Origin of the sequence: Paenibacillus harenae DSM 16969 (assembly GCF_000422465.1) — a bacterium.
GTDB classification, from domain to species: Bacteria; Bacillota; Bacilli; order Paenibacillales; family Paenibacillaceae; genus Pristimantibacillus; species Pristimantibacillus harenae.
The window spans coordinates 184962-205192 of sequence record NZ_AULV01000016.1 but is presented as its reverse complement, the minus strand read 5'-3'; the positions used below and the strand labels follow the sequence as shown (position 1 = coordinate 205192).

The 20231-nt window shown below is 48.8% G+C and carries 15 protein-coding genes; 2 read left to right on the top strand and 13 right to left on the bottom strand.

Going from position 1 to position 20231, the window contains the following annotated elements; translation table 11 throughout:
- Nucleotides 1-255 precede the first annotated feature (255 nt).
- A complete protein-coding gene (locus H581_RS33035) occupies nt 256-441 on the top strand; it encodes a DnaJ-like cysteine-rich domain-containing protein (RefSeq protein ID WP_036717724.1) in 186 nt (61 codons plus the stop codon).
- A 200-nt stretch (nt 442-641) separates the two neighbouring features.
- Here the strand turns inward: H581_RS33035 and H581_RS0104685 are convergent, their stop codons facing one another.
- From H581_RS0104685 to H581_RS0104675, 3 genes are all read right to left on the bottom strand, one after another.
- Entirely contained in the window at nt 642-1571 is a 930-nt protein-coding gene (locus H581_RS0104685) for a glycoside hydrolase family 43 protein (RefSeq protein ID WP_028609016.1), read from the bottom strand.
- 81 nt (nt 1572-1652) lie between these two features.
- Nucleotides 1653-2618, bottom strand: coding sequence for a glycoside hydrolase family 43 protein (locus tag H581_RS0104680; RefSeq protein WP_051250456.1), 966 nt, complete (start codon nt 2616-2618; stop codon nt 1653-1655).
- 10 nt (nt 2619-2628) lie between these two features.
- The gene (locus H581_RS0104675) at nt 2629-5010 is read right to left on the bottom strand and encodes an alpha-L-arabinofuranosidase C-terminal domain-containing protein (RefSeq protein WP_028609014.1); all 2382 of its coding nucleotides are present in this window, start codon (nt 5008-5010) and stop codon (nt 2629-2631) included.
- A gap of 114 nt (nt 5011-5124) precedes the next feature.
- Between H581_RS0104675 and H581_RS0104670 the strand changes: the two genes are divergently transcribed.
- Nucleotides 5125-5904 (top strand): helix-turn-helix domain-containing protein, encoded by a 780-nt coding sequence (locus H581_RS0104670; RefSeq protein WP_028609013.1) that lies wholly within the window; start codon nt 5125-5127, stop codon nt 5902-5904.
- Nucleotides 5905-6435: 531 nt separating this feature from the next.
- On the opposite strand, the gene H581_RS38580 is transcribed toward H581_RS0104670, so the two are convergent.
- The 10 genes from H581_RS38580 to H581_RS0104620 form a co-directional block, all read right to left on the bottom strand.
- Nucleotides 6436-6999 (bottom strand): immunoglobulin-like domain-containing protein, encoded by a 564-nt coding sequence (locus H581_RS38580; RefSeq protein WP_028609012.1) that lies wholly within the window; start codon nt 6997-6999, stop codon nt 6436-6438.
- A gap of 82 nt (nt 7000-7081) precedes the next feature.
- The gene (locus H581_RS0104660; protein ID WP_028609011.1) at nt 7082-8779 is read right to left on the bottom strand and encodes a glycoside hydrolase; all 1698 of its coding nucleotides are present in this window, start codon (nt 8777-8779) and stop codon (nt 7082-7084) included.
- A gap of 9 nt (nt 8780-8788) precedes the next feature.
- Nucleotides 8789-9805: a carbohydrate ABC transporter permease gene (locus H581_RS0104655; RefSeq protein WP_084134464.1), complete on the bottom strand. Its 1017-nt coding sequence runs from the start codon at nt 9803-9805 to the stop codon at nt 8789-8791.
- A 59-nt stretch (nt 9806-9864) separates the two neighbouring features.
- A complete protein-coding gene (locus H581_RS0104650) occupies nt 9865-10764 on the bottom strand; it encodes a carbohydrate ABC transporter permease (protein WP_028609009.1) in 900 nt (299 codons plus the stop codon).
- On the bottom strand, nt 10761-13343 hold the full coding sequence (locus H581_RS33030; protein WP_051250455.1) for a DUF5696 domain-containing protein: 2583 nt from the start codon (nt 13341-13343) through the stop codon (nt 10761-10763). Before H581_RS33030 ends, H581_RS0104650 begins: the two co-directional genes overlap by 4 nt.
- A gap of 16 nt (nt 13344-13359) precedes the next feature.
- Nucleotides 13360-13983, bottom strand: coding sequence for a Yip1 family protein (locus tag H581_RS0104640; protein WP_028609008.1), 624 nt, complete (start codon nt 13981-13983; stop codon nt 13360-13362).
- Nucleotides 13961-15409, bottom strand: coding sequence for a hypothetical protein (locus tag H581_RS33025; RefSeq protein WP_051250454.1), 1449 nt, complete (start codon nt 15407-15409; stop codon nt 13961-13963). The genes H581_RS0104640 and H581_RS33025 overlap by 23 nt, the downstream gene beginning before the upstream one ends.
- Before the next feature lie 20 nt (nt 15410-15429).
- On the bottom strand, nt 15430-16293 hold the full coding sequence (locus H581_RS0104630) for a carbohydrate ABC transporter permease (protein ID WP_051250453.1): 864 nt from the start codon (nt 16291-16293) through the stop codon (nt 15430-15432).
- 5 nt (nt 16294-16298) lie between these two features.
- Nucleotides 16299-17231, bottom strand: a complete 933-nt coding sequence (locus tag H581_RS0104625; protein ID WP_036717762.1) for a carbohydrate ABC transporter permease — start codon at nt 17229-17231, stop codon at nt 16299-16301.
- 44 nt (nt 17232-17275) lie between these two features.
- Nucleotides 17276-20179, bottom strand: a complete 2904-nt coding sequence (locus tag H581_RS0104620) for an extracellular solute-binding protein (protein WP_036717760.1) — start codon at nt 20177-20179, stop codon at nt 17276-17278.
- Between the last annotated feature and the right edge of the window lie 52 nt (nt 20180-20231).

Sequence of the window (20231 nt, the reverse complement as noted above, 5' to 3'; positions counted from 1 at the left end):
GCTCCGCCTTTGCTGTTTCGTCTTCTTTTCGATGTTATGAACACCCCGTTGGACTAACATGCTAAGGAATTTGGAGAATGAGGGAGAATATTTCAGAATAATCAGACTTTTTAGAGGCGCATCGCAAATAAACCATTTATATCGGTTTTGCCTTCTCCAAAAAAGTAATGATATGATATTTGTGACTCGATTCACATCTCGTTATACTTATATGCGTGCTCCTCATTTTTCAAAAACAGTGAAGGAGGAACAAAGATGAAGTGTAAACCATGTGATGGAACCGGGAAGGCAAAATGCTCCGACTGCAATGGTGAAGGTTTTGGCTATGGACATGGAAAGTGTATGGCCTGCGATGGAAGCGGTTTAATTGAATGCACGCAGTGTGATGCGACCGGCAAAGTGAGCCTGTTCCGATGGATGAATCTCAAAAAAGCAGAGTAATTTCTATTATCCCCTCTATAAAAAAAAGCGAGATTATGATTCTACATACACTCGCTCAGACTGTTAACTAAGCCCCGTTACTCGGGGCTATTGTTTTAATCGTTCTTCAAATGTGCGCATCAATACCGATAGTGGAAGGGGCAGCCCCAAAGCCCAATATAAGGAACACTTTGACCCCGAAAAGCCCAGTCGAGAATAACCTAATACCCGTTTTTTATTCTGCTGTACTCTTCCATTGTTATTGAAAGCACAGTTCCGTGCTTGAAGCGGTAAGGGAAGCTGAAGCTTTCATCCGATCTGATAAAGAGTCCGCTATCAATCTCGTCGGCTACAAAAGGAACATAGCCCTGCCCTTCTCCCTCGACACCGAAAAAGTCCAGCATTAGGCACCATTTGCCACTGCTCAGCTTATACGCAGTAGGCGCTTCATAGGCGGGGTGGCCGAGTTTTGCCATTTCACCGTTAAAAACCTCGTTTGTTGTGTATTCACCGGTAAGGGATTCTCCCTTTTGCAATATAATGCCTAAGGGGTTTGCCTCGCTTTTTACAAATCGGTAGAACATGCCGTTTTCCTCATAAATAGCGGAATCAATAACCCCGCTGTCTTCTTTACGATACAGCAGCTGCGGTTTCGTATAGCTTTCAAAATCCTTTGTACGAGAGTAATAGATGGCTTTATGCCCGTAATCATTGGAAGCATGAGCCGATGACCAGTGAATGACGTAGTCTTTATTAAGACGATCGTAAAACACATCAGGCGCCCAAAGACAGCCGAAATCCTCATCGCCTAATTCGATCATTCTCTGCTCCGACCAGTTCACAAGGTCGGTCGATTCCCACAAGGAAAGGCATTTACTTCCCTCTCTGCCGATGTTCGTCCAGCTCCCCCTGTACTTGGTATGAAAGCAGTTGGCTAAGCTCAAGTCGGTGGCAAGGATATAAAATTTGCCATAATCCGTTCGCACGATTGTATGGTCACGAACTCCCTTATCACCTTTTTCACTCCAGATAACGGGTTGTCCGCCGTTTACCTGTTCCCAGTTAAACCCGTCTGTACTGAGCGCAAAATAGACCTGCTCGCCGTCAGCGGTTTTCTTTTCTTTAAAATGTACGAATAAATAAGCTTCCATTAGAATGAATCACTCCTCTTCAGGCATGAAACAGCCGTCATTCCGCGAATGACGGCTGTTTTCATAAGCTGCTACAGCATTTCACTCGGGTTCGCCGAACTCCGGGAACCCCTCCTCGTTCCAATCCAATACTTTGGCACGAGCATGACGATTGGGGTCGTTAAGCGGTTCACCTACGATTTCCTTATAGTCACGGGAATGATAGATCAGGATATCGGCCGAACCATCTTCCGAGACGGTGAAGCAGTTGTGGCCCGGTCCGTATTGTCCGGATTCTTCGCTCGTTCGGAAGACGGGCTCCGGAGACTTCGTCCATGAATCCGGGTCCATCAGATCACAATTATCGGATGCGCTTAGCAGGCCCATGCAATAATGGCTGTCCGTAGCGCTTGCCGAATAGCTGATAAAGATCCGTTCATTCTTCTTCAGTACTGCAGGTCCTTCGTTCACCCGGTGGCCAATGATTTCCCACTCATATTCCGGTTTTGCAAGCAGGACCTGTTTACCGCGTAACGTCCATGGATTAGACATCTCAGCGATATACAAATTGGAGCTTGCTGTGGTTTCCTGGTCATATTGCGCCCAAACCAAATACCTTACGCTGCGATGCTCGAAGGTAGTGGCATCCAAAGAGAAGGAATCCCAATCGGTTCGAATCTGTCCTTTTTCCACCCATGACGGTTCCAGCGGGCTCTCCGCATCATTTTCCAAGACGTACATACGGATCTCCCATGCCGTCTCGTACTCGTCCGATCCGCCGGCGGCAAAATAGATGTACCATTTGCCGTCGATATAATGGATTTCAGGCGCCCAAATATGCCCGCTCATTCTGCCCTTCTCGTGTTTGCGCCAAATAACAATCGGTTTGGCGGTCCCGAGCTCCTGAATCGATCTGGCTCTTCTAAGCTCGATGCAATCATAAGCGGGAACAGAAGCGGTAAAATAATAATATCCGTCCGTATGTTTATAAATCCAGGGGTCAGCCCGCTGTTCGACGAGCGGGTTAGGGAATTGACGTTTGATTTGAATTTGTTCTTTTGACAGCATAATATACTCCTTATTTCACCCTGAATACGGTAATAGAATGTTTGGGAAAATCGTAATGAAAACCGCTGCCTTCCGTACTGAATTCCTTCTGCTTCGGCGCTACCCGCTCAGGCGACTCAAACGTGTTTTCGTCATCCAGCGCATGTCCGGACATCTCGTATACTTCAACGGTCAAAGACGTTTTGTGCAAATCCGCCAAAGCAATCTGCGCGCTAACGCTATTCTTCTGAACATTGACCACCTTGACGATGATATCCCCTGTCGAACGTTCGTAGCTTGCCGAATAATACAGCGGCTCGATCACGGGGAGTTTATCTTCCGTGTCATTGATTAACATATTGTCGATGTAAGCGCGGATCCGTCTTCCCGAAATCTTCAAAGCAAGTTCGTATTCCATGTCAGGTTCCACGTTAAATAAGCTTTGGGTCAGGCAAGAGGTTCTGCCGTTCACGCTGGAGCATATTGCCGAATCCTGATTCTGCCACCCGCCAACTTCCCAGATCAGCTGATTGTTATCGTCGCTTTTTCCAAAATAAATATTGAATCCTTTGGGGCCGCTGATTTTTTGGGCTTTCAGACTCAGCGTGTAATTCTCCCAATCCGTCTCTCCAAGATCCAGCTTTCGCGTTGCCGTTCCGCCCAGCCGGTCTTCATCCGTATCCGACAGCGCGGCAGACGAGCCGTTCAATTCTCTCGTTTCTCCGGTATCGTTGTTAACCAGCAACATGTCCCGGAAGCGGAAGGAACAACGGTCTGTCCCGAGCGCCAAGGCTCCGTTAATCGGCTTCATTTTGTTTTCCTGTTTTTCCCCGAACCCGTTTGCTTCAATTTGTAAGAGCTGATCTCCCTGGTGATGCATAAACAGCTTCTGCACGTAGTAGTTTGCCGTTCCGTATACTTCATGATTATTGAACCAAATAAGGTCCGGCTTCCAATTGATATAATCGACATTGCACAGCATCGGAGCATAGCAGGCCAGTCCCACCGCATGAGCGTTTTTTTCCAGTCCGGTCATAAAAGCGGCTTCAACGAGCGCGTTATAATAGGTATTTCCCCATGAAGCGTATTCGCCCAAAAATACTTTCGGATCCTCGGCCCTGAAGTCGTCGTAACGGTGATAATGGGCCAGAAACCATTCCGGCGACTGATAATAGTGCTCGTCCACAAGATCCGAATTGTTTTCTCTTGCGGAATTCCAGCCGCGTTCATATTCGCCGCCGGCCGCAAACGGACCGGAGGAGTTGATGACCTTGATATCCGGATATTTCTCTTTGATTGCGTTATGGAAATAGGGATAGCGTTCGAAAAACGGTTCTCCGACTTCTTCGTTTCCGATGCCGATGTATTCCAGCCCAAACGGCTCCGGGTGACCAAGCTTTGTCCGAATAGCCCCCCATTCGGTTGAAGAGTCGCCATTCGCAAATTCGATCAAATCAAGCGCGTCATCAATCCAGGGCTGCAGCTCATCAAGCGGAACGATTCGTTTATGGTGCGGGTCATATCCGCCCGGAAGGATCGGTATCGGCTTGGCGCCAATATCCTCGCAGAACAGAAAATATTCATAATAACCCAAACCGAGTGTTTGATTGTAGCTCCAATTATTCCGTCTGGCCGGTCTTTGCGCTATATCGCCTAATGTGTTTTTCCAGCGGTACATCGAGTTTCTGTCGTCGGGATTCAATGAACCGTCATGCACAAGGCAGCCGCCCGGAAACCGCATAAACTTGGGTTTCAGATCCGTGAGCAAGGCGGCAATGTCTTCCCGCATGCCGTTCGGCCGATTGCGGAAGGTCTTTTCCGGAAAAAGGGACACCATATCGAGATAAAGCTTGCCTTTTCCTTTCGTCACAATCACTAAACGGCTGCTGGTATCGGTATCGACCGCCGTAAGTTTTGCATCATATTTTGTCCATTCGGACGATTGCACCACGATCGTTGCCTCGCCATGAACGGCACCGTCCGTCCCTTCAATCGTTACGAAAACCGGTTCTTCAAAGCTGGCATCCCGCCGTGCATAAATCGAAAACAAGTAGTTTTCTCCCCGTTTGACGGGAATGCCGCTGTTAAAGCCCTGGTTCATAATCCCGACGCCGTCGCCCTCGGATTGAATGTCGATGGCAACGTAATGCAGATTGCGCGGGTTTAAAGGATGACTGTCTTCGACAGTCATTTCCGCCTTTCCGCCGCCTCTTTCGATTTTTTCCCAGGCAGTCAAGGCATGGTATTCCGCGCGATCGATCGGATCGAATTCAAAAGAACGGTTTTGAACAAGCTCAGCATAAAGTCCTCCGTCCGCCGCATGATTCAGATCCTCGAAAAAAATCCCGAACAAGTCGCCTAATTCCGCACCTCGCTCCTTTGTATAGATAGTCAACGTTGATTGTGCGCTCATCACGATTTCATCTCCTTGCTCCTTTTGATTCGATTGTAAGCGCTTGTTCATCCCGAAACAATCCATTATAATGATGAAAAACTGACTTATCGTGCTTTTTTAAGGAGACACACAATGATTTCAATGATAAGCTGCGGATATAATTTTATTCATAAGGACGGGATCACGATTGATCGTCCTGCAGGCGCGGGGAATTATGCCTTTGTTTTTTTCAAAAGTAAAGCGGAACTGATTCTGGATGGCAAGCTGCTGGCGGCAGAAAAGAATTCCTACATCCTGTTTCACCCCTCGACCCCCCATCTTTACCGGGAACTAGATAAGCCGTTCATCAACGACTGGTTCCACTGCGACGGCAATGAAATCCTGGAATTTCTCACGCAGTTGAAGCTTCCGCTCAACACGCTTGTCAAGGCTACAGATCCGCTTTTGATTGCCGGATGCATCCGGGAATTGCAAAGCAGCAACAGACTGGGCGGCCCGCTGCGTGATCAGATTATTGACTTTGATATCAGAGCGCTGTTTATGAAGCTCAGCAATCTTATGGAGTTAGCCGGCCTCCCCGATAAAACGAGCCGATATTTCCGCCAGTTTTCCGAGTTGAGGAGCGAGCTGTACAGTTCGCCCCAAACCCATTTGACGGTAGAGAACATTGCTTCGCGCGTCAATTTGAGCAAGTCGTATTTCCAGCATATCTATAAGGAGCTGTTCGGATGTTCAGTCGTTTCGGACATGATCAACAGCAGGCTCGAATATGCCAAATATCTTTTGGGGAACAGCTCGTTAACCATAGCAGCTATTTCGAAGATGTGCGGGTACGAGAACGATACCCACTTTATGCGTCAATTTAAACGCTTCGTGGGCACTACGCCAAGCCAATTCAGGTCACGACGATAATAACATGATCTGCCGCTGAAGTATTAGGAAGTGATCGAGAAGATGCAAATGAGCAAGCAAATTACTTCATAGATGTTTGATCTCTTCTAATTATGTCTTCTGTAGGAATATCATGGCAGAGGGTACGACAATTACAGAGTAAAACTTTTCTTATTGCTCCACATAAAACAGAATGTCTGGCTATGGCAGATCACATCATTGTCCTTAACGAAGGACGGATGGAAGCGTCTTCCTAAGCAAATATATTTTTGTCACGTAGAGACCCGTTATTCTTGAACTGTCAACGGTGACTCAAGTATTTGGCGTAAATCGCATCGTACTCGGTTTTCGTTATCGGTATAACCGTTCCGTGACGGGGACTGCTGGGCAAATCGTAATCGTGAGGCCCAATACATCCTGAAACACCATTTTGCCGTAAGGGGATATTGGCTGATTGTCAAGCATTACCGGTATGACTTTCATCAGCGAACAGCTTGGAGGCCCAGAACACGATATACTCGCCTGTTGCTTCATCATAAAAACTTCGGGAGCCTACGTGTTGCCTGCCTCTGCAGGCGAAACCTCGACCATGCTTTGCTCGATCCAATTCAGAAGATCGCTCGATTCCCATACCATGATGGATCGGCTCCCCTGTCTTTGAGCCCGGTCCCAGTTCCAGTCTCCGTTTATTTTCAAGTCGGTGGCAATCATATAGAACTTGTCGCCTTCGGGTGACCGGATGAGAAAGGGATCCCTTACCCCTTTTTCGCCCATAGTGGACGTAAGTACCGGTTTCCCGCCATTCAGCTCTTTCCAGTGCAGCGGGTCGTTCCCTTCACTAAGCGCAAAGTAGACTTGCTCTCCGTCCGGCGTCCCTTCTCCCGTAAAGTAAGAGAAGAGGTAACCGGCATAATCTTCCTTTGCAGGACTCGTTCTGACCGTTGCCTGAAACACCTTCTCCGCAGTGACACCATTTCGGGAGATGGTCGCCGTAAGCTTCACCGATTCATTTCCGTTGCCGAGCTTGGGACGAGTCACTTCTCCGTACGCCGTAATGACTTCTGGGCTTCCAGATTGCCATGTTATCGTCGTTCCGTTCTCCCCTTTGACAGGCAAAGTCAAGTGGTCCTGCACATTATCGATATTGTATGCCGTCAGCGCTTCTTGGTCTATTTGAACCGCTTCTTCGTCGCTTCTGCTATTTCCTTGAATCGTCTGCCCCTCTCCCTATCAAGGAAACGATAGACTTCGCAGGAATAACCGCTTCGAAGGCTTGATCGTCCCGAACCGTAACGTCTTCACCCCGAGCAAGATCGCGGCCAGCCGACGTGATGTATGATTCCATAACCGCAATGGAACGGCTCTTGTCTATGCCTTTCAACGAAAGCCGAATACGCTTATCCTCTTCGCTGTCGTTGACGAACACAGCCGTAACCGTCTGTTCTCCTTCATGTACGTAAGCTGAGCCTAGCAGCTCGCTCTCCGCTCCCTCGTCCAGTCCCGTAAGCGCAATGCGCTCCGCGCCGGGACGTATAAATTTGCTGTAGTTGCCGAGAGCCCACAAGATTTTGGATGTCAAAATATTTTGCTCGTCTCCCGCTTCATTAAAGTCGGTATAGATCAGACCGTCCTTGTAATTGACCTTGGACACCGCCGTCCACCACTGCCATGCTGCCGCATTCGCCTTCGTCAAATCAAAATGAATCGTTCTGGCCATATACAAAGCGGGATCGATGCCGAGGTCGCGGCCGGGACCGTAATCGCCAAGAATACAATATTCCGATACCCAATATTTAGCCTCAGCGTCGTATTTCTTCATATTGGCATCCAGCAATTCTCTCAGCTTGCCGAGCCGATCGTCTCCCGATTTGCTGTAATCGGACCAATAAGAATGCGAAGCGATTTTATTGCCGATCGCTTCCTTGAGTTCGGGGTCGCCAAGCAAATCCTTCATATATTCCCGGTATTTTCCTGTTCCCAGACTATTGGCCCCGCTTGTATATTGCCCGCCGCCCGCGAACATTTGATAATATTCGTCATCCAGCAACGAAGTAATTTCCACGCCGTCCGGAGCGCTGATTTGCGCATCGAGGCTGCTTTCCTTTAACTGACGGTACAATTCGAGAATGACTCGCTTCATGTCTTCGTTGTTATAACGGTTCCCTTCCTGCTGCGCACGGTTCCAATCCCAGGTCGGCTCGTTAATGGGACTTATATATTGAAACGTCAGGCCTTCCCGTCTAAAGTGCTCCAATACATCAATTAAGAATGTCGCAAATACATCCTCATAGCCCTCTTTCAGATTGGTGGAGCCGACGTCCGGATCCGGTTGGGCGTGTCCGTTCTTCGTCATCCAGACCGGAGGACTGTTCACGAATGCAATCAAAGTATCGACGCCGCGATCCTTGGCCGCCTGTAGAAACCACTGCTGACCCGACTGCTTGCTCCAATCGTAATCGCCGGTCTCCGACATCTTGAACGCTTCCGCCCGCCGCCACGGATCGGGAATAATCGTCTGGTCCGTTTCAATCGAGCCTGCGCCGATATTGAAACGCCATGCCGATAGTCCGATCCCCTTCTCCCTCGAAAAAAGCAGGTCTGCAACTCGATTTTTATTTTCTTCCGTCCATTGTTTGCCCAGAGGATCCATAGACCATGCATCGGATGCGCCAAAGTTATCCATCGTTTGATAACGGACCGATCCGTCGATCGATACATCATAGGCGTCTGGAGGCGCCGGCTGCTGCAGGGGCTCCTCCGTCTCTTTCACGCTATTGGTGCTATTGGAGCTGTTGGAGCTGCTAGAACTGTCGGAACCTCCCGACGTGAATCCGAAATACAAACCGAGAACTGAAGTAAAGGCAACAAGTGTAATGACTATCAATTTTCTTTTCATCCGCCTCTCCTAACCAACTAATCCTGAACGTTCAACGCTTTCCACAAAATGTCTTTGCACGAACAAATATAAAATAATAAGCGGCAGTATGGCCATCAAGACGCTGGTATTCATCATCATGGACATAAAGAACGGATCCTGAACGTAGGATGCCGTTGCCGCTTGTTCCCCTCCGCTAAGGTAAGTGGCGATCGCATACCCGGAAGAAGCCATCATCGAAGACATGACCTTCGGTTCATTCAAATACATGTTCGTAAAGAAGGAATCGTTCCATTGCCATACGAACGAGAACAACATGACCGTCACCATCGAAGGGATTGCATTAGGCAAAATAACTTTACTGAAAGTTGTAAAATAGCCGGCGCCGTCAACGTAAGCGGCTTCTTCAATTTCTCTCGGAATCCCTTTGAAAAACTGGCGAAAAATATAAACGTACAACCCCGTCTTCACGCCCATGCCGAGTACGGCAGAAATGATAAACGGCCAGTAGGTGTTGATCAGATTGGCGGGCTCGCCCTTGATTAGCTCAATCAATCCGAACAGATCAAAATTTTTAAAATGTAAATAGAGCGGAATCATAATCGTATGCGAAGGCACTAAAATCGTAAAAATAACTGCCGAGAACAAAAGACCGCTTCCCTTGAACTTCACTCTCGCAAAACCGTATCCGGCCAGCACGCAGGTTGTCGTCTGAAGCAGCATAACCGCGGAAGAGAGAAATAACGTATTGAGCAGAACGCGCGGATAGTTCATCGCTTTGAACACGAGCTTGAAATTATCGAGCGTAAACGCCTTCGGCACCCAAATGACGGCGGAATCGTATAAATCGTCCATGCTTTTGAACGCAATCGATAACTTCAACAGAATCGGGTAGACGATGACAAACGCTATGCCGAAAATAAGCACGAATCGGACGATGACCCATAACCATTTCTTTGCGAATTCAACCCAATAGGCAGAAGATGCCATGCGATGCATCCTCTCTTCTCTCGTTGACCGTTGTTGCACTGCGGTTTCCGTCTTCATGCAATTCCTCCTTAAATGTTTGCAAAGCAAACATACTTCGTAAGCATATGCCTAAACCCCTAATCTTGGTAAAAGACCTTGCGCGACACAATCGACGTCGTGACCCACAGCACAAGCGCAATGACGGCAAAATACATCCAAGCCATCGCGGCGCTAAGTCCAAAATCAAAGCTTTTGAATGCCGTATCTACCACCAGCCGGCTTGTTTCATCGCTGATGAAGCTATCTATTATCGTGTAGACAAGATTTGTCAGGATCAACGGACTGATCATTGGAAACGTAATCTTCCAAAAAGCCTCGTAGCCGGTCGAGCCTTCGATCTTGGCAGCCTCGTATAAGGAGGGAGAGATCGACTGAAGCCCTGCAAGGAAAATTAAAATTTGGACGCCGGATTGACTGACGATCTCATAGATTCGTCCGACAGCCCCGGTCAAGTACTCGACAAAAGTAAAACTTATCCCCGATTCGACGAGGATAACTGCGAGCTCCAAATTTTTCATAACGGACAAATCGCCGCCGGTTGTGTCGTTCGCGCTTCGAACGACGGACTGCATCAAATCTCCGTTCTCGATACTGGCGATAATTCCCGATGCCAGAATAACCGGAAGGAAGAAGATAGCCCGAGCAAGCACCCGTCCTCTAAACCTCTGATTGAGAAGAACCGCAAAAAATAAACTAAAAATAATAATGAGCGGCGTGTTGACCCCAATATTAATTACGGATTCCGTCAGTATCCTGACATACGATTCGTGCGACAGCAACGCCTCTAAATAGTTCGACAATCCGATAAACTCAAGGCTGAATCCCTCATCCGTAACTTGCAGATTGCTTAAACTGTACCGGAACGAGGACAGCAACGGAATCATAAACAGGAACAAGAAGCCTACAAACCAGGGAAGTATGAAATAAAGCCCGTAATATCTGTTTTTTTGTTCAAGCGAAAGCTTCTTGAACCTCATCGCTGCATTTCACCTCCAACCCAAAAATCCTTTGCCCCGACTATAATCCCGTCCACATTCGATTCTGTATCGTTATAATTGACGATAATTGTTTTGCCTTTTTCGAACATCGTTTGATACACGCCATCAGCCAGTTTTCGATGATCGGCAATCGTTTGGGACTGCACATCATGGAGAACATCGTTTAGTTCGCGATATCTTTGTGACGCTTCGTCGACCCATAGCCGGTAATCGGCGGAAAACAAGTGATCGAACCCCGTCATCTTGATCGCCGACGAATCAGCATTAAACCATGTATAATGCATAGCGGAGCCCGTTTCGAGCGCCTTCAGGAAGTTGTACGTAGAATCCTGATCGTCCGCCATATTCCAGGCCATTCCGGCGTAATTAACGTAACCGTGAAACACCGACTGAAAAAAAGGAACGGTTTCATCGGTAATGATAAAAGCGCTGCTTGTCATCGGCGCATCCACGATATGCCGCGCATAGGCAGCCGCATAAGCGTTTCCGCCTTCCACCAATATTTCCTTGACGGAGCCGCTCATTCGCTGCAGCTGTTCATCGACGATCTCCTTCGCTTCTTCGCGATCGATGACATTGGAACTGTTAAAGTCGGAATTCAGCTTGCTGCCAAAATCGCGCAGCGACAATCCGGTGAGCTGAAGCTTCTCGTAATCGTCCATAAATCCGTCTGCAATTTGGGGCAGCGACTTTGGACTAAGCACATAACCGGGCTCCTGTTCGTCTTCTTCTCTGAAGTCGGCAGCACTGTACGGATAAATTTTCGCCAGCTTGCCCGTAATAAACCGGGAAGCCTGCGATTTTTTGAAACCGTCCGCTTCCGGAGCTGCTTCAAGAAAGGCTGCATCAGGAAACAGCGAAATGTGGTTGGCATCGGCATAAGTTTTAAGTTTGTTCAATCCTTTGCTTCCGCCAAGCTTCTTATCGACGGTAATGGATTTCGCGAGGTCATGGACGATGCCGCCATTGAACCAACCCGTATAACGCAGCTTGATGTTTCCGATTCCCAGTTCCAGCATTTGATCCAATACGGATTCGGCCTGATCGAAGGTCGTAAGCGGCTCATATGCGTTATAAGGAATGCCCAGGAAAAATTTCTTTTTCGGTATGCCGCCTATAAGCTCGACATAGAACGGAACGCCTTCTTCATCCGTCAGCCTAGTTAGACCCGCTTTCTTGATCAAGTAATCGCGGTAATGCGCGGCCATGCCCGAGTAGCTGGCATCCTTGGCGCCGAGAAATCCGTAGCGAACACTAATGTTGCCCTGGAAGGGCGCTGCTTGAAACTTCTTAACCGTACTGGAGCGCCACCCGTTCGTCAGCGTAACCTCCTCCAGGTTAAGGAGCTTAAAGCTAGAGGATACCGTGTTATAAACATTCAGCCTGCCGCTGATGTCAGCCTCGACTGCCGCGACCGCATCTCCCTCTTCAATGATACCGATGAATGCCCGGTCCTCGTACTTCATCCCGAATACAGGCAACCGCGCAGCTTCATCATTCTGAATTCGGATTCGCTGGCTAATGGACGAATCTGTTCCGTATAATTCTTTACGGAACGGAGCGGCGTACGTTTTTTCATTGTTGAAACGAATCAGTGAACCCGAACCGTCCGGAACGAGCGTATAGCCTTCATCCCCCTGTCCGCTCGCACCAAAAAACGGCAGCAAGGATAGCGTTTGAATTTTCATCGATTCCGGGTATTCGATCCCGCCCGAATCAACCGTAACCTTCAACTGTTCTCCGTCAAGCCGGTAAAGGAGAGGGATCTTAACGTTGAGGCCGCCGGCAGCCCCTTCGCCAAACGCGGCATTATCAATCGCTTTCTGCTCCTCGTCATATCCGATCTGTTCGAAAACTTCGGTTACCTTCTTTAATCCGACTCCCTTTAAGGAGGAGTCTCTTCTTTCGTAACGCTTCTCTTGCTCGTTATGTTTAAAACGCTTTTCAACTTCTCTTTTGTCCCCCGAATCCTCGATCTTGTCCAGGATGAGAGTTTGAAATCTTTCCTCGCTAATATACTTAGGTATAGCGTCGATATCGTTTTTAACTTCCCCTAGAGAATAAACGATGTTCAAGCCGTCGCTTCCCTTCTCAATGACAAATTGGCCGTTCTGAACGCTGTGCGTATAATTGTCATATTTTAACGAATTTCCCGAACTGTCCAAATAAGTTATCTCGACCTGCACGTTCAGCTTCGCTTTGTTGTAGCCGGTTGCTACGGAATCATCTTCGCGATCTTGCGGATTGGAATACCAGATCGCCCCGCTGCGCTTGTCCTGAACCGCGATTTCCGTCGTTGCCTTGTTGACGTACAAAATCAAAAATTCATTCTCAGCCGCCTTCTCCATTCCTTCGGCTATACTCGACGCCTTGCCGGAATCGCCGCTCGTACCCGTAGCCTCAGCAGTCTGTTCGTCGCCCGGCGCGGACGCGGACGCCGCCCCTGCCTCTGAAACGGACACAGCCCCGGATCCAGGTTCCGCGAAATTGGTGCCTTGGGATATAAGTAAGCAGCCGATCATGACTGCAGTCATGATGATCGCAATCCTCCGCCTCACCGCTTGGCCCCCTTTCTTATGCTCGCAATGAAAGTTCCTGATAGATCGTGTAAACAAAACTAACGATTTGTTGAATCAGGCTGAAGAACAGCAAACCCAAAAAGATGATGATACCCATGACCACGACAGTTAACAGCATCGTCATGATCGTCTTCATAACCGTATATTGATGAACCGTCATCGTTCCGATAAACAGCAGCCAAACAAACCATAGTGTAGCTACGGATTCCAGCAAAAAATAGAACGAAGCCTCGCGCAGCGTAATGACATTGCTTAGCAATATATTGGGCAGATAAATTAAAATTAAAGGGAGCATCGCGTAGCCAGTGGCGATGACAATTTCTTTGAATTTACCTTCCCCGTCCATCAGAGTGGTCAACGACCAGTTCGCGACGCACCAGAGTAAGAACGGGAGGACAATGTATTTCAACTCGTCGATGCTGTTTAAATCAAGCGGGTAATTATAGTTGACTACATAGCCGGCATACTGGCGTTTCAGTATCATCATAACCGTCACGCCGAACAAGATGGCAAGAGCGATTCTAAGCTTCCCTTTGTTCTCGTATTTCAGATCCCAAAAACCGTCAAAGGGATGAAAAGCGACATGCAGTGTGTACTTAGCGTCCTTGAGAAACTGCATCCTGTTTCATGCCCTCCTTTCTTACCCTCATGCCACGGCGCACTGCCATTACGATCAGTATGAGCGCGATCACAATCGTCATGTAAGTCCCGAAGTACTCGCGCATATATTCCCTGCGGAATTTCGTTAACGCTTTGGAATAATATTCCCTGTCGTTGCCTAGCTTCAGATAAGTCATCGCTTGCTTGTATTCGCCTTGACGCAGCATCGATTTGCCGATTCCGACATAGGCCATTTCGTAATTCGCATCAAGCTTGAGTACTTGTTGCCACAGCTTTGCCGCATCATTGTGCTTCCCTATGCTGTACAAACCGTTCGCTTCGTTAACCAGGCTTCCGAATTTGGTCGCGGAAAACTCGGTAATCATTCCCAGATCGCGATCCAGAACAAAGATTCGATTGCCGAAACTTTCAATCGCGACCGGATTTTTGAACGTACCTAGTTGATTGCCGTACTGACCGATCACGTACAATAAATTGCCGTCCTCGTTATAAGTGAAAACTCGCCCCCGAGTCGAATCAAGCGTCCGGTACACGCCATTGCCGCTGACATCGATGTCGATGAAAGCCGATCTGTCTCTACTGTAATCGCCTATCGGACCCCATTCCCCGTTTATGCGGAGCACATCAATGCCGGACGGGTTCAGCCTTTTGACGGGAACTAAAGTTTGCTTATCAGCAGTAGTCGTAAAGATAAATCCGTCTGCATCTACGTCCACATTATTAAACTCTATCGGGACAAATCGAATCATTTTTTCCCGCTGTTCTTTTGTCGATACGGTTTTCCAGAACAAATCAACCGGATCAAATTGCACAGGATTCGTACCTATAAAACCGGTAAAGTCGCCTACGCTGTCGAATTCGATAATGCCGTCAAAGACGCCTCTTGCGACAACATAGATTCGGCCGGCTTTATCGACGATGACCTTGCGCGGGAAGTATTCGAAATTGTCGCTAAGCACCTCCGACTTAGGAGCGCCGATTTCTCTGATGAACGCTCCGCTGCTGTCCAGTACAACTACGCGCTTATTTTCGGTATCCGCAACATAAATATGACCTGCCCCGCTAACAAAGATGCCTTCCGGTTTATTGAAGCTATCCTGCTTGCCGTTATTGTCGAAGCCTTGAATTTGACGGATTGCCTTCCACTCGCTGTTAAGTACCACAATTCGGCCGTTACCGGAATCCAGAACGTACAGATTGCCGTCAGGCGCCGCGAACATATCGTTCGGTGTCGCTAATGGTTCAATGCCTATTTCCTGACCCGTTATCGTTCTGGAAGGAAGATAAGCAATCGGCGATTGAACGGCCTCTCCCCAATACGAATAGGTATATCCCTCGTACGGCGATGCGTGAGCCGGCTTAGGACTTAGGCTGGCGATAATCAACGCAGCCGCCAGGATCAGAATCGATCGCTTTATTATCAAACCTATACGCCTCCATCGCTTTAGTCCTTCATGCCGGACGAAGCCATCGTTTGTATCACATTGCTTTGAGATAAAACAAAAGTTACGATCGGCACCGTCATCATAATAACCGCAACTGCGGCTCCCACCCCTGCGCGGGCGATACCGCCCTGAACGATTTGCCCCATGGCGTAATGCATCGTCTTAAGCTGCTCGCTATAGATAAAGCTGCCACCATCCGTTCCCCACAGCATTTGCATCATCAGGATGAGCAGCGTCAACCAGGCAGGCTTGACGAGCGGCATGACGACTTGCCAGAAAATACGGTATTCGCTGGCTCCGTCGATCTTCGCGGCCTCCAGCAGCGCGTCCGGTATTTGCTCCATGAATTGCTTCATCAAATACAGGCCGAGCGGATAAGCGAACGCCGGAATGACGACAGCCTGATACGAATCGATCCAACCCAAGACAGACATGATCATATAGTTCGGAATGGCCGTCACATGCGGAGAAAACATGAGCGAAAGGACAATGACCGTGAACAATACTTTATGACCGCGAAATTTGTGCTTGGCCAGCGGGTAAGCCGCCGCCGAGGCAAGCAGAATATGTCCTGCGGTGCCTGCGGCCGTAATAAAAAACGTATTGAAAATATATCTGGAAAATGGCACCCAGGAGTTTTTCATAACTTTAAACAAATCCGTAAAGTTATCGAACGTCGCATTCCTCACGAACAGGGTAGGCGGGAATATGAACAGCTCATCCAGCGGTTTGAACGCATTGTTAATGACATAAATCAACGGTACCGCCATAAAGGCACCGAACACACCCAGCAAAAGGATCAGCATGATATCCACCTGCCAAGAACGGTTCACTCTTTTTTTGAGACGTATGGCCAGCTTCATCTTGCCTATTCCCCCACCCTCTTAAGCAACTTTTGAACGACCAGATTCGAGCCCAGCATCAGAATAAACAGCACGGTTGCAATAGCCGACGCATAACCCATTTCGAACCGAATCGTACCGTAATCCACCAAGTGCGTAACGACCGTATGAGCTCCGTACTGCACGCTCGGAAAGCCCGCAAGAGCCATTGCGACGTCCGCTACCGCAAGTGAGGACGTAATCTGGATGACGGCGCCGAACATCAGTTGAGGCCGCATTGAAGGAAGGGTAATAAACCAAAGCTCCTGCCAGCGGTTTTTGATTCCGTCCACCGCTCCCGCCTCGTACAGCGTGCGGTCAACCGTCTGCAAGCCGGCAATGAACGCAAGAAAGCTGGTGCCCAAACTTAGCCACAATTGGACGATGATGATGATCGTGAGCATGTATTGCGGATTCTGCAGCCAGAGGATCGGCTCGTAAATGATCCCGATCTTCATTAGGAATCCGTTCATGATGCCGTACGAATCGCCGGAAAAAATAATTTGCCATATAAAGAAAACGTTGCCCGATATCGACGGCGCGAAAAACACGAGCGTCATGAATGCCCTGACCTTCGAATTAAGCTCATTGATGAGCCAGGCAAAGACGAAACAGGCAATATAGCTGACCGGTCCGGTAATAACGGCAAAGATCATCGTATTTTTAAGCCCGATCAGGAATACGTCATCGTTCCACAACAGCTTGGAATAGTTCTCCCAGCCGATCCAGTGCGGAGGCTCCAACATATTAAAATGCGTAAAACTGAAGAAAATGGATATGACGACCGGAAACACGGTAAATAACAGGAACAACAACACATATGGAGCGAGCAGGACGTATGAATGCCGATCCCGCTTCATGTCCTTGACGAACAACTCCCACTTCCCTTGCAAACCGGCAGAGCGGCCCTTCGGCTGCATCATAATCTCGGCCGCGATTTTCGTTTTTTGCAAAAGAGTCCCTCCTAGTCCTTGCCGTCCAAATTGAACTCGTTACGTTTTTCCGCGATCTCATAGTCGATTTCCTGTACATAGTCATACAAGGCGTCGGCCGTGTTCGTCCCGTTGTTGATCACTTCGCGTAGCGCGTTGTCGAGATGCCTTCCCGTGAAATAACCGCCCGGAACCTCCGGCACACCCTGCACCCATTGCCATTGCTCTTCGAGATTGCGATAATCGCGCGCCGGCCACGGCAGCTCTTTGAGCGCTTCGATATTGGCCGTCGGATAACGCGCCGCAGCGCCCATCAGCCCTTCCATCTCTCTGCCGAAGCGTACTTGCGCGTCCTTGCTTACCCACCATTTCATGAACTCCCAGGCCGCATCCTTGTTCTTGGCCTGCTTTAGCATGATGGCAGCTGTTCCGCTGCTGGCTACATCCCGGCGAATTGTGCCGTCCGGCTGCTCCATGCCCGGAACCGGAACGAACTCCCATAGGCCTTTGATTTCCGGCGCGGACACGGTCAAATAGTTATAGAAGGTATAATCCTGAATGCCAACCGGCATTTCGCCCGTCCGGAACCGCATTGGAAAATCGAAGATCAACGGAAGCTTGTAGCTGGTATAGAAATCTGTCCATTTCTTGAATGCGCCGAGTCCAATCTCGGTATCCAGACCGCTCTTGGCCCCGTTGTTCAAGTAGAACGACCCGTCCATCTGGTATAACAGCATCGCAAAAGCCCGGTTCGCCTCCAGCACGGGGACACCCGTCGCCTGGGCAATCGGAAGAGCGAAATCCATGTGGTTCTTCTGCAGAACCGGGATCATCGCATATACATCCTCCCATGTTTGCGGCGGGTCCAAATTCAGATCCTCCAGAATGTCCTTCCGGTAAAAGAGCATATTGAAGATTTGCTGCTCAGGCAGACCAAATACTTGATTCTCAAACTTGTAAGGAACAATCGCGCTATCTCTGAATTGCTTCACGACCGTGTCGTAGTCCGGGAATTTCGACAAATCCTCTACTGCATTCCGCATGCCAAAATTGACCGGCACATCGTTTCCGACCTGCATGGCCACATCGGGGCCTTCACCCGCGAGCGACGCGCGAAGCAGCACATCCTGATTGACAAGCTTAAGATTTACGCCAATTCCGGTAAGCGGCGTAAACGTATCGTCAATCATCGCTTTCAGCACTTGCGCCTGATCGCGCCCCGTTCCGACCCATACCGTTAAGGACTGCTTAGCGTCGGCCGTGTTTCCGATCGTATTGTAATCTTCAATGAAGGAATGGAAGAAGGACGATACCTCGTGAACGGTTTGTCTGCCAAAGGAAGCATTTGCTTTAGGCAGCTTTACGTTAGAAGATGCAAGGACTAAGTAATCGATTTCGAGCGGCTGCTCTCTGACCTGGAGAATCCAGGCACCTAAGCTGCCTACATTGATTTTGAATTGAGCCAGCCGCTTCTGAACCGATTCCGGTTTTTTTGCCAAATCTGCCAGCTGATAAGCCATTTTGTTCAATACGGCGGTTTTGTCGCTTTTCTCGCCCGTCAGGCGCACTAGCTCTTCCGACACGGCATACAATAGGTCACTTTGTTTCTGAAACACTTCTACCATATCGGGAATTTGTTTATTTAATTGATAATCCCGGTAAGGATCTGGAACGTTGCCGGTAATCATCAAGATTTTTCGATACATGGCATTAATTTCGAGCAGACTTGCTTCAACTTGACGTATCAGAGGTGCGATCGCTCCCAGGCTGATCTCAAGCTTCAGCTCGTGCTTCCCTTTAGTTAAATAGAATAAATAAGGCTCTTCCCCGCTGCCGAGCACTTCCATCTGCCAATCCGAGTCGTAATAAAACGGAATTTGCGTCATTTCCTGAAAAGGAATTTCCCCGTCAATCCATAGCGAGCGTGTAGAATAAATGCCCCGTAGCAATTCTTGCCTGTTCTTAATGGCAATGCGGTATAAACCGTCCTCCGGCGCTTCAATTTCCCATGCGATCCATTGGCCCGGCACCCGCCAGTTGTTGCCGCCGATTGTATTCATTCTAATCTTCGATACGTCGTAAGGCTCTGTAGACGGACTGGAGCGGTCGGGAATGGGATATAAAGTCGGCGATGACTTGTAAGTGGCGTTCTCACCCTGAACTTTGATCAGGTGCCCGCTGGTCTCGTTATAATTCTTAGACGCGTAGTCGGCCTTCACTTCTTCGTAAGCAGCTGGCCCATCGTAGCGATACAATTTGATATAGCCGATTGCCATCGGCTCTCTGGAAGACACCAGTGTCAACGTGTGCTTTCCAGCCGAGAAATAGAACATGTACGGTTCTTCGTAATATCCTTCCGTATCTCTAAGCAGCGACTCCTGCCACATCGGCGATTCGACCTGTCGCGGACGCAGCTCGTTGCCCCGATTATCTTGCACGATTTGCTCGCTCTCGTTTTTCCATACACGGTGGAAAGTCAGGTTTCTGGCGCTAGAGAACGGAAGCTCTCCGTCGATCAACAGCTCTCGTTCGATTGCAGAGCTTTTGCCTTCGATCGGAAAATAGTTAATGGCGATATGATATAAGCCGGATGCAGGCACCTCAAGTTCCCACCCTATCGAACCGCTCTCCCCCGTCTTGACGAAGTCGCCCGATATTCCACCAAGCTCGCCTACGATTTCGGGGTTCATTTCATTAACGCTTGTAAAGTCCGCCCCTCGAATCACGATCTCCCCACTCGGCCGTGCTTCATCTGCATACTGCTGCAAATAATGGTCGTAGCCGTTCTCTGATGCGTTCGTCAAGGAGTTCTGGCCGCTCTTTGCATCGGCTTCTGTATTTGCCGCATCCCCAGTTCCGGACGCGTTCGACTGAGATATAGGGAAAACCAATATCGAGAGCAGCATAGCCATGACAATCAGCCAAGCGATGGTCATTCTGGAAAAGGTGATTTTCACCTCATCCCCCCCTTTGCAAACTAGCGGAATC

What these genes read in the sequence shown, in the direction of transcription:
- H581_RS33035 (WP_036717724.1), top strand. Translation starts at nt 256, where the DNA reads ATGAAGTGTAAACCATGTGATGGAACCGGGAAGGCAAAATGCTCCGAC.
- H581_RS0104685 (WP_028609016.1), bottom strand. Translation starts at nt 1,571, where the DNA reads ATGGAAGCTTATTTATTCGTACATTTTAAAGAAAAGAAAACCGCTGAC.
- H581_RS0104680 (WP_051250456.1), bottom strand. Translation starts at nt 2,618, where the DNA reads ATGCTGTCAAAAGAACAAATTCAAATCAAACGTCAATTCCCTAACCCG.
- H581_RS0104675 (WP_028609014.1), bottom strand. Translation starts at nt 5,010, where the DNA reads ATGAGCGCACAATCAACGTTGACTATCTATACAAAGGAGCGAGGTGCG.
- H581_RS0104670 (WP_028609013.1), top strand. Translation starts at nt 5,125, where the DNA reads ATGATTTCAATGATAAGCTGCGGATATAATTTTATTCATAAGGACGGG.
- H581_RS0104660 (WP_028609011.1), bottom strand. Translation starts at nt 8,779, where the DNA reads ATGAAAAGAAAATTGATAGTCATTACACTTGTTGCCTTTACTTCAGTT.
- H581_RS0104655 (WP_084134464.1), bottom strand. Translation starts at nt 9,805, where the DNA reads ATGAAGACGGAAACCGCAGTGCAACAACGGTCAACGAGAGAAGAGAGG.
- H581_RS0104650 (WP_028609009.1), bottom strand. Translation starts at nt 10,764, where the DNA reads ATGAGGTTCAAGAAGCTTTCGCTTGAACAAAAAAACAGATATTACGGG.
- H581_RS0104640 (WP_028609008.1), bottom strand. Translation starts at nt 13,983, where the DNA reads ATGCAGTTTCTCAAGGACGCTAAGTACACACTGCATGTCGCTTTTCAT.
- H581_RS0104630 (WP_051250453.1), bottom strand. Translation starts at nt 16,293, where the DNA reads ATGAAGCTGGCCATACGTCTCAAAAAAAGAGTGAACCGTTCTTGGCAG.
- H581_RS0104625 (WP_036717762.1), bottom strand. Translation starts at nt 17,231, where the DNA reads ATGCAGCCGAAGGGCCGCTCTGCCGGTTTGCAAGGGAAGTGGGAGTTG.
- H581_RS0104620 (WP_036717760.1), bottom strand. Translation starts at nt 20,179, where the DNA reads ATGACCATCGCTTGGCTGATTGTCATGGCTATGCTGCTCTCGATATTG.